Source organism: Pedococcus sp., assembly GCF_036554925.1.
In the GTDB taxonomy this organism is placed as follows: domain Bacteria; phylum Actinomycetota; class Actinomycetes; order Actinomycetales; family Dermatophilaceae; genus Pedococcus_A.
Window position 1 is genome coordinate 1 of record NZ_DATBMI010000094.1, and the last position, 8,170, is coordinate 8,170.

At 70.9% G+C, this 8,170-nt stretch carries 8 protein-coding genes and 1 tRNA gene; 4 read left to right on the top strand and 5 right to left on the bottom strand.

Annotation, left to right across the window (positions count from 1 at the left end):
• The first annotated feature begins 178 nt into the window (after positions 1-178).
• The 3 genes from dnaG to VIB11_RS07860 all read left to right on the top strand — a co-directional run bounded on the left by dnaG (position 179) and on the right by VIB11_RS07860 (position 2,946).
• Entirely contained in the window at positions 179-2,122 is a 1,944-nt protein-coding gene (gene dnaG, locus VIB11_RS07850) for a DNA primase (protein ID WP_332030020.1), read from the top strand.
• Positions 2,122-2,646, top strand: coding sequence for a hypothetical protein (locus VIB11_RS07855; RefSeq protein ID WP_332030022.1), 525 nt, complete (start codon positions 2,122-2,124; stop codon positions 2,644-2,646). Before dnaG ends, VIB11_RS07855 begins: the two co-directional genes overlap by 1 nt.
• A gap of 224 nt (positions 2,647-2,870) precedes the next feature.
• Positions 2,871-2,946: transfer RNA gene (locus VIB11_RS07860), tRNA-Asn, on the top strand.
• 77 nt (positions 2,947-3,023) lie between these two features.
• Here the strand turns inward: VIB11_RS07860 and VIB11_RS07865 are convergent.
• From VIB11_RS07865 to VIB11_RS07880, 4 genes are all read right to left on the bottom strand, one after another.
• On the bottom strand, positions 3,024-3,899 hold the full coding sequence (locus tag VIB11_RS07865; RefSeq protein WP_332030024.1) for an amino acid ABC transporter permease: 876 nt from the start codon (positions 3,897-3,899) through the stop codon (positions 3,024-3,026).
• Positions 3,896-4,573 (bottom strand): amino acid ABC transporter permease, encoded by a 678-nt coding sequence (locus tag VIB11_RS07870; RefSeq protein WP_332030026.1) that lies wholly within the window; start codon positions 4,571-4,573, stop codon positions 3,896-3,898. Before VIB11_RS07870 ends, VIB11_RS07865 begins: the two co-directional genes overlap by 4 nt.
• Positions 4,574-4,663: 90 nt before the next feature.
• The gene (locus tag VIB11_RS07875; RefSeq protein WP_332030028.1) at positions 4,664-5,506 is read right to left on the bottom strand and encodes a glutamate ABC transporter substrate-binding protein; all 843 of its coding nucleotides are present in this window, start codon (positions 5,504-5,506) and stop codon (positions 4,664-4,666) included.
• A gap of 58 nt (positions 5,507-5,564) precedes the next feature.
• The gene (locus tag VIB11_RS07880; RefSeq protein ID WP_332030030.1) at positions 5,565-6,305 is read right to left on the bottom strand and encodes an amino acid ABC transporter ATP-binding protein; all 741 of its coding nucleotides are present in this window, start codon (positions 6,303-6,305) and stop codon (positions 5,565-5,567) included.
• A 125-nt stretch (positions 6,306-6,430) separates the two neighbouring features.
• Between VIB11_RS07880 and VIB11_RS07885 the strand changes: the two genes are divergently transcribed.
• Positions 6,431-7,462: an aldo/keto reductase gene (locus VIB11_RS07885; protein WP_332030032.1), complete on the top strand. Its 1,032-nt coding sequence runs from the start codon at positions 6,431-6,433 to the stop codon at positions 7,460-7,462.
• Positions 7,463-7,480: 18 nt separating this feature from the next.
• Here the strand turns inward: VIB11_RS07885 and VIB11_RS07890 are convergent.
• A partial coding sequence (locus VIB11_RS07890; protein WP_332030034.1) for a galactofuranosyl transferase occupies positions 7,481-8,170 on the bottom strand: 690 nt, incomplete at its 5' end.

Consider the following 8,170-nt stretch of genomic DNA (forward strand, 5'->3'; position numbering starts at 1 on the left):
GTGTGACTGCCGAGGAGGCCGTTGTGGATAACCGCCCCGTCGGCTCGAAAACATGACACGAGAGGTGGCACGAGCGGGCGCGGCGAGCGCACGGCATACCCCTGTCTGCCCCGTCCCGTGGAGTCGGGCGCCGCTGTCGGACGTGACCACCTAGACTCATCCCCGACAAGGAGGACATGTGGCGGGTCGGATCAAGGCCGACGACATCGCGCTGGTCAAAGAGCGCTCGTCGATCGAGGACGTGGTGCGCGAGCACGTCACCCTCCGCCCTGCGGGTCCGGGGTCGATGAAGGGCCTGTGCCCCTTCCACGACGAGAAGACCCCTTCGTTCAACATCCGGCCCGCGGTGGGCGCCTGGCACTGCTTCGGCTGCGGTGAGGGCGGCGACGTGATCTCCTTCGTGCAGAAGGTCGAGCACCTGACCTTCGCGGAGGCCGTGGAGCGCCTCGCCCAGAAGCTGGGCATGGAGCTCACCTACGAGCAGGGTGGCAGGCCTCGCGACGGGGAGTCCCTCGGCCGCCGGTCCCGGCTGGTCGAGGCCCACCGGGTGGCCCAGGAGTTCTACGCCCATGCCCTGCTCAACACACCCGAGGCGCGGGCCGGACGCGACTTCCTGCGCGCCCGCGGCTTCGACGGCAAGGCGGCCGAGCGGTTCGGCGTCGGGTTCGCCCCGCGCGGGGGCGAGGAGCTGTCCCGACACCTGCGCTCCAAGGGTTTCTCCGACGAGGAGCTCACCCTGGCGGGTCTGTCGGGGCGGGGGAGCCGCGGGCTCTACGACCGCTTCCGCGGGCGGCTCGTCTGGCCCATCCGCGACATCACCGGCGACACGGTCGGCTTCGGTGCCAGACGGCTCTTCGACGACGACCGGATCGCGGCGAAGTACCTCAACACGTCCGAGACCCCCATCTACAAGAAGTCGAACGTGCTCTACGGCCTCGACGCCGCCAAGAAGGCCATCGCCGCAGAGCGCAAGGCGGTCGTCGTCGAGGGCTACACCGACGTCATGGCCTGCCACCTCGCTGGGATCGAGGGCGCTGTCGCCACCTGTGGCACCGCCTTCGGGATCGACCACATCAAGGTGCTGCGACGGATCATGCGCGACGAGGCCGACCTCGCGCCCGCCCGGGTGATCTTCACCTTCGACGGGGACGCCGCAGGTCAGAAGGCTGCGATGCGCGCCTTCGGCGAGGACCAGCGCTGGGCGTCGCAGTCCTTCGTGGCCGTCGCCGAGCAGGGCATGGACCCCTGCGACCTCCGCCTCGCCAAGGGCGACGCCGCCGTGCGGCACCTCGTCGAGGACGCCGTGCCGATGTTCGAGTTCGCCGTGCGCACGACCATCAACCGCTTCGACCTGTCCACCGCCGAGGGCCGGGTGCAGGGCATGCGGGCCGCGGCGCCCATCGTCGCGAGCATCCGTGACACGTCCATGCGCCCGGAGTACACCCGCACCGTGGCCGGCTGGATCGGCGTCGAGGTCGAGCAGGTCCAGGCGGAGGTGGCGCGGGCCGGCCGGATGGCGGCGCGCGAGGCCAAGGGCGAGGGCCCCCGGCAGGGCGCCCAGCACCGCGCCGACACGGAGGTGGTGCCGGAGCCCTCCGCCGAGGAGTTGCGCTCCTCGTTCCCGGCACCCGACCTGCGCGACCCGGTCGTCTTCGCCGAGCGGCAGCTGCTGCAGTGCCTGCTGCAGTTCCCCACCTGCTACGACGCGGCGGACGTCGACGCCATCGCGGTCGAGTCGTTCAGTGCCCCGGCCCACCGCGCCGTGTTCGACGGGGTGCGCGCGGCCGGCGGCATCCAGCCGGCACTGTCGGCCAAGGCGTGGGCGGACAAGGTGGCCGAGGCCGCCCCCCTCGCCGTGCGCGGCCTGGTCTCCGAGCTCGCCGTCGCGCCGCTGCCCACCCGCTTCGACAAGGCCACCGGCCTTCCGGAGCGGCGCTACACCCGCGCCCTGCTCGTGCGCGTCCAGGAGGTCGCCCTGACCCGGCGCATCGCCGACGCCATGTCGGCCATGCGCCGGATGGCCGCGGACCCGCACACTGACCCCGCCCGGGCGCGGGCGCTCAGCGGGGAGCTGCAGGAGCTCCAGCGCGAGCTCGCCGCGCTGCGCGACAAGGTCGACTGATGGCCTGGTCGCTGCGGCGCCACCGCCCCGAGCGCATCCCCGACGTCGCCCGCGACGCCATCGAGCTGGGCCCCGGGGAGCGGCTGCTCAGCTGGGCCCACGACGGGGGCACCGGCGCCACCGTGGTGGCCAGCAACCACAGCCTGTATGCCGTGTCGCCGGCCGGCGAGGTCGTGCTCGCGCGGCCGTGGCACCTCGTCGACTCGGGGACCTGGTCCCACGACGCGTTCCTGCTCACGGTGACCTGGGTGGACCGCCACCGGCCCTCGCAGTGGGTGTTCCGGGAGCCGAGCCTGCTGCCCGAGACGCTGCGCGAGAGGGTGCAGGCCTCCGTGGTCCTCGCCCAGCGCGTCGAGCTGGGTGAGCGGCGCAGTGCGAGGGCGGTGATCCGTCAGGACCTCGCGTCCGGGGAGCTTGTCGAGCAGGTCGTGCTCGGCAGGGGCGTGCGTCCCGACGACCCGGGGGTCGAGCCCCAGACGCAGGCGGCGCTGGCCTACCTGCGCGAGCAGGTCGGGCTCACCTGAGCCTGCCACCCCCGGCGGGCGCGCCCTGCCCAAGTCGTCGACACGCTGGAAAACGGCCCTTCGCGTGGCGCCCGAGGGCGGTTTCCCAGCGTGTCGACACGGCTTCGACACGGTTCGACACGGGTTCGACACGGGTTCGACACGGGCACCAGCCCGTTTTCTGAACCGGACGCATCTTTTGCTATGGTTGCGCAGCGCCATCGCGGCAGGCCCGCGAGCAGCATTCCCCTGTAGCTCAATTGGCAGAGCAGCCGGCTGTTAACCGGCAGGTTGTTGGTTCGAGTCCAACCGGGGGAGCCACCCAGCACCACACGCCGAAGGCCCCGGATCCCCGCGCGGATCCGGGGCCTTCGGCGTGCCCCGTGGCCGAACCCCGCTCAGGGCGCCGACTGAGCGGCGTCCGGGGTGGGGGCCGCCGTCTGGGCGTGCAGGGTCGTGCGCCCACGAGTGCTGAGCCGCCGCTCGATGCGCCGCGCCAGCACCGTCAGCAGGTAGTTCATGACGATGAACAGGGTGGCCGCCACGAGGAAGGCCGGGATGGTGTTGGCGTAGGCCGAGCCCAAGGTCTTGGACCAGGTCAGCAGCTCCTGGTACGTGATGATCGAGCCGAGCGCCGAGTCCTTGAGCACCACCACGAACTGCCCCACCAGGGCGGGGAGCATGGCCGTGAGGGCCTGTGGCAGCTCGATGGCGCGCAGCGTCTGGTTGCGGGTGAGGCCGATCGACAGGCCGGCCTCGCTCTGGCCCTTGGGCAGCGACCCCACGCCCGAGCGGACCAGCTCGGCGATGACGGAGCCGTTGTAGAGGGTCAGGCCGGTCACGACGGCGGCGAGCGGGTTGAGGTCGTCGCGGAAGACGCCGTTCTGGGAGTAGACGCCGAAGAAGAAGATCATCATCAGCAGGACGGGGACGGCGCGGAAGAACTCCACGACCACGCCGCAGACCCACCGCACGGCGCGGTTCTGCGACAGGCGGCCCATCCCGAAGACGAGTCCGAACACCAGCGCCAGGACGATCGAGATCGACGCCGCCCGCAGCGTGCCGATCAGGCCCGGGACGATGTACTCCGCCCAGACCTCCGCGGTGAGGAACGGCTTCCAGAGCTCGGGTCCGAGCTGGCCCTTCTCGCGCAGTCGGCTCACGATGACGTACAGGGCCGCCGCGGCGAGGAGGACCCCCACCCCGGTGAGGAGGGCGTGCCGGCGCCGTGCGCGAGGACCGGGGGCGTCGAAGAGGACGTTCTGGGTGCTCACCGCTTCACCGCCAGACGCCGCGACAGGCTGGTGAACAGCACGCCGAGCGGCAGGGTCAGGATGACGAAGCCGAGCGCGAAGATCAGGAAGACCCCCAGCGTGCCCGTCTCGTTCTCGACGATCTCGTTCATGAGCAGGGCTGCCTCTGCCACGCCGATGGCGGCGGCGACCGTGGTGTTCTTGATCAACGCGATGAGCGTGGAGCCGAGCGGCGCGATGGCCCCGCGGAAGGCCTGCGGGAGGATCACGGTGCGCAGGCTCTGACCGAAGGTCAGGCCGATCGACCGCGCAGCCTCGGCCTGCCCGGTGGGAACCGTGTTCACGCCGCTGCGCAGCGCCTCGCAGACGAAGGCTGCGTGGTAGACCGAGAGCGCGACGATCGCCCAGCGGATCGCGTTGTCCTTGATGGAGGTCGGCGACGTCGGGTCGGTCAGGTTGATGCCCAGGATGTACAGCGCACCGAGGATGGAGAACACCACGATCAGGGTGAGTGGTGTGTTGCGGATCAGGTTGACGTAGGCGGCGCCCATGACCTGCAGCACCCGCACCGGAGACACGCGCATGATGGCGACGACGGTGCCGATGACCAGTGACCCGATCGCGGAGAAGAACGCAAGGTAGACGGTCATCCGGAAGGCGGCCAGCACGTCGTACTGGCTCAGGATGTCACCCATGCGGGGGCCCTTCTGTGGGTGGTCTCGTGCCGACCGGGGTGCCGCCCCGCTGGCTCAGCGGGGCGGCACACCGGTCACTGACCTGGCAGGTCAGGCGCAGGCGTCAGCCTTGGGCGGGTTGACGGCGGTGTCGACCTTGAAGCCGGCCGGGCCGAGGTTGGCGTCGACCGCCTTCTGCCACTCGCCGGAGTCGACCATCTTCTGGATGGCCGTGTTGATCTTCTCGCAGGTGGCCGTGTCGCCCTTCTTGATCCCGACGCCGTAGCGCTCCTCGGAGAAGGTCTTGCCGACGACCTTGAGCTTGCCCTTGTACTGGTCCTGCGCCGCGTAGCCGGCGAGGATCGTGTTGTCCGTGGTCAGGGCGTCGACGCCCTTGGACACCAGGGCGGTCACGCACTCGGAGTAGGTGCCGAACTCCTGGAGCTGGACACCGGGGTACTTGTCCTTGACCTTCTGGGCGGAGGTCGAGCCCGTGACCGAGCACAGCTTCTTGCCGGTCAGCGTCTCGGGGCCGGTGATCGCGGTCTCGTCGGCGCGGACGAGGAGGTCCTGGCCGGCGATGAAGTACGGGCCTGCGAAGGACACCTCGGCCTTGCGCTTGTCGGTGATCGAGTAGGTCGCGACGATCATGTCGACCTGGCCGGTCTTGATCAGCGTCTCGCGCTGCGCGCTGGGCGCCTGGACCCACTGGATGTCCTTGGCCTCGTGGCCGAGCTCCTTGGCGATGAAGGTGGCGACGTCGACGTCGAGGCCGGTGTACTCCGAGCCCTCCTTCAGGCCCAGGCCCGGCTGGTCGAACTTGATGCCGACCTTGTACGCGCCACCGCCACCGTCACCGGTGCTGGCGCTGTCACCGCCCCCGTCGCCGCAGGCGGTGAGCCCCAGCGCGACGACCGCGGCGGCCGCGGCGGCGCTCACACGAGAGATCTTCATGGTGTGTTCCTCCCTGGTAGGACGGCCGGCACGCAGGTCTGGCGCCGGTCACGTGGAGTCAGTGGGTGAGGATCTTGCCGAGGAAGTCCTTGGCGCGCTCGGACTTCGGGTTCGTGAAGAACGTCTCGGGTGCAGCCTCCTCGACGATCTGGCCGTCGGACATGAAGACCACGCGGTTGGCGGCGCGGCGGGCAAAGCCCATCTCGTGGGTGACCACGACCATCGTCATGCCGGACTTGGCGAGCTGGATCATGACCTCGAGCACCTCGTTGATCATCTCCGGGTCGAGCGCCGAGGTGGGCTCGTCGAACAGCATGACCTTGGGGTCCATCGCGAGGGACCGGGCGATGGCGACGCGCTGCTGCTGGCCGCCGGAGAGCTGCGCAGGGTACTTGCCGGCCTGGGCGGCGACGCCGACGCGCTCGAGGATCTCCATCGCGCGCTTCTCCGCCTCGGCCTTCTTCATCTTGCGCACCTTCATCGGCCCGAGGGTGACGTTCTCGAGGATGCTCTTGTGCGCGAACAAGTTGAAGGACTGGAAGACCATGCCGACGTCCGCGCGCAGCTGCGCGAGGGCCTTGCCCTCCTCGGGCAGCGGCCTGCCGTCGATCTCGATCGTGCCGGACTCGAAGGTCTCGAGCCGGTTGATGGTGCGGCACAGGGTCGACTTGCCGGACCCCGAGGGGCCGATCACGACCACGACCTCGCCCTTGCCGATCGTGAGGTTGATGTCCTGCAGGACGTGGAGTTCGCCAAAGTGCTTGTTCACGCCCTTGAGGACGACGAGTGGCTCCGTCATGGCAGGCAACCTACTGCGTGGCTGCAGTTCGGTGACAGGTCGACCCTCGAATGTCGCCGAAAAGCAACGAGCGGCGCACGCGCCTAGGGTGGGGGCACCAGGCACCCGACCACGGAGGCGACACCATGCGCTACCGCACCCTCGGCCGCAGCGGTGCGGTCGTGTCAACCCAGGCCCTCGGCACCATGACCTTCGGAGCCGAGTGCGACGAGGAGACCTCGGGGGAGCTCCTGGCGGCCTTCGTCGAGCGCGGCGGCACGCTGGTCGACACGGCCGACGTCTACAGCGGCGGTGTCTCCGAGGAGATCGTCGGTCGCTGGCTGGCCAAGCACCCGAGCGAAGCCGGTCAGCTCGTCGTCGCCACCAAGGCCCGCTTCCCGATGGGGGAGGGGCCCAACGACCTCGGGCTCTCGCGGCGGCACCTGCGCACCGCCCTCGAGGACTCCCTGCGACGCCTCGGCGTCGAGCACATCGACCTCTACCAGATGCACGCCTGGGACGAGCTGACCCCGTTGGAGGAGACCCTGCGCTTCCTCGACGACGCCGTCACCGCAGGGAAGATCGGCTACTACGGCTTCTCGAACTACCTGGGGTGGCAGGTCACCAAGGCCGTCCACATCGCGGCCGCCCAGGGGTGGGCGGCACCCGTCACCGTGCAGCCGCAGTACAACCTGCTCGTGCGCGACATCGAGCACGAGGTCGTGCCCGCCTGTCTCGACGCGGGGATCGGCCTGTTGCCCTGGTCGCCCCTCGGCGGCGGGTGGCTCACCGGCAAGTACGAGCGGGACATCCCCCCGAGCGGCCCGACCCGGCTCGGCGACAACCCGGAGCGGGGCATGGAGGCGTGGGCGGCGCGCAACGCCGACAAGCGCACGTGGCAGGTCGTCGACGCCGTCCGCGACGTCGCCCGCGAGGCCGGCATCCGGGAGTCCCAGGTGGCGCTGGCGTGGGTGGCCGCGCAGCCGGCGGTGACGTCGGTGATCCTCGGCGCCCGCACCGTCGAGCAGCTGCTCGACAACATGGGAGCGGCCGACCTCGACCTCGACGAGGAGGGCCTGGCACGGCTGACGGAGGCGAGCTCGCCCCGGGTCGACGACTACCCCTACGGCACTGCCGGCCGCGACCAGCGGCACCGGTCGCTCACCGGCGGCCGCTGAGCCCGCGGGGCGACCCTTCTAGCTCGCCCGGGGCAGCTCTGCGCGCTCCGCCTGTGGCAGGCTCGAGGCGCCGAAACGTTCGCGGCGCCCGGCCCTCGTGAGCCGGGCCCACCGGCGGAAGCCCCGGGGGTCGCGCTGCTGCACCAGGTAGAACCAGGCGTACCGGGCGGCGTCCGGCCACCGGCGCCACCGCAGGCCGGGCTGTGCCGTGAGGTAGCCGAGGTTGCGGTAGGTCAGGCCCTGCCGCTGCGGGTCGCGGGGGACGAGCACCCACAGCCGACCGCCGAGCACGGGGGCCCAGTCGTCCCGCCCCTGGGGATGCAGGTAGGCGGCCTCGGTACACGTCCCGAACGGCAGGCCGCTGCGGCGCAGGCGACGGTGCATCTCGACCTCGTCACCGCGGACGAACAACCTCGGGTCCGGCACGCCGACCGCCTCGACCGCCGCCTCCGAGAGCAGGGCGCCGTTGAAGAGGTTCGCCACGCCGGTGAGCGTCTCGCCCGGCCCGAGGTCGGAGCGGCGACGCACCCAGACCAGCCCGCGTCTCAGCGGGAACGCCAGCTGCCGAGGGTCCTGCTCGTCGACCACCAGGGGTGAGACCGCCCGGAGACCGTGGTCCTCGGCGCAGACCAGCAGGCGCGCCAGGGTCCACCGGTCAGCCGGCCTGCCGTCGTCGTCGGCCAGCCAGACCCAGTCGGCGCCGAGCGC

What these genes read in the sequence shown, in the direction of transcription:
- VIB11_RS07885 (WP_332030032.1), top strand. Translation starts at nt 6,431, where the DNA reads ATGCGCTACCGCACCCTCGGCCGCAGCGGTGCGGTCGTGTCAACCCAG.
- VIB11_RS07880 (WP_332030030.1), bottom strand. Translation starts at nt 6,305, where the DNA reads ATGACGGAGCCACTCGTCGTCCTCAAGGGCGTGAACAAGCACTTTGGC.
- VIB11_RS07875 (WP_332030028.1), bottom strand. Translation starts at nt 5,506, where the DNA reads ATGAAGATCTCTCGTGTGAGCGCCGCCGCGGCCGCCGCGGTCGTCGCG.
- VIB11_RS07870 (WP_332030026.1), bottom strand. Translation starts at nt 4,573, where the DNA reads ATGGGTGACATCCTGAGCCAGTACGACGTGCTGGCCGCCTTCCGGATG.
- VIB11_RS07855 (WP_332030022.1), top strand. Translation starts at nt 2,122, where the DNA reads ATGGCCTGGTCGCTGCGGCGCCACCGCCCCGAGCGCATCCCCGACGTC.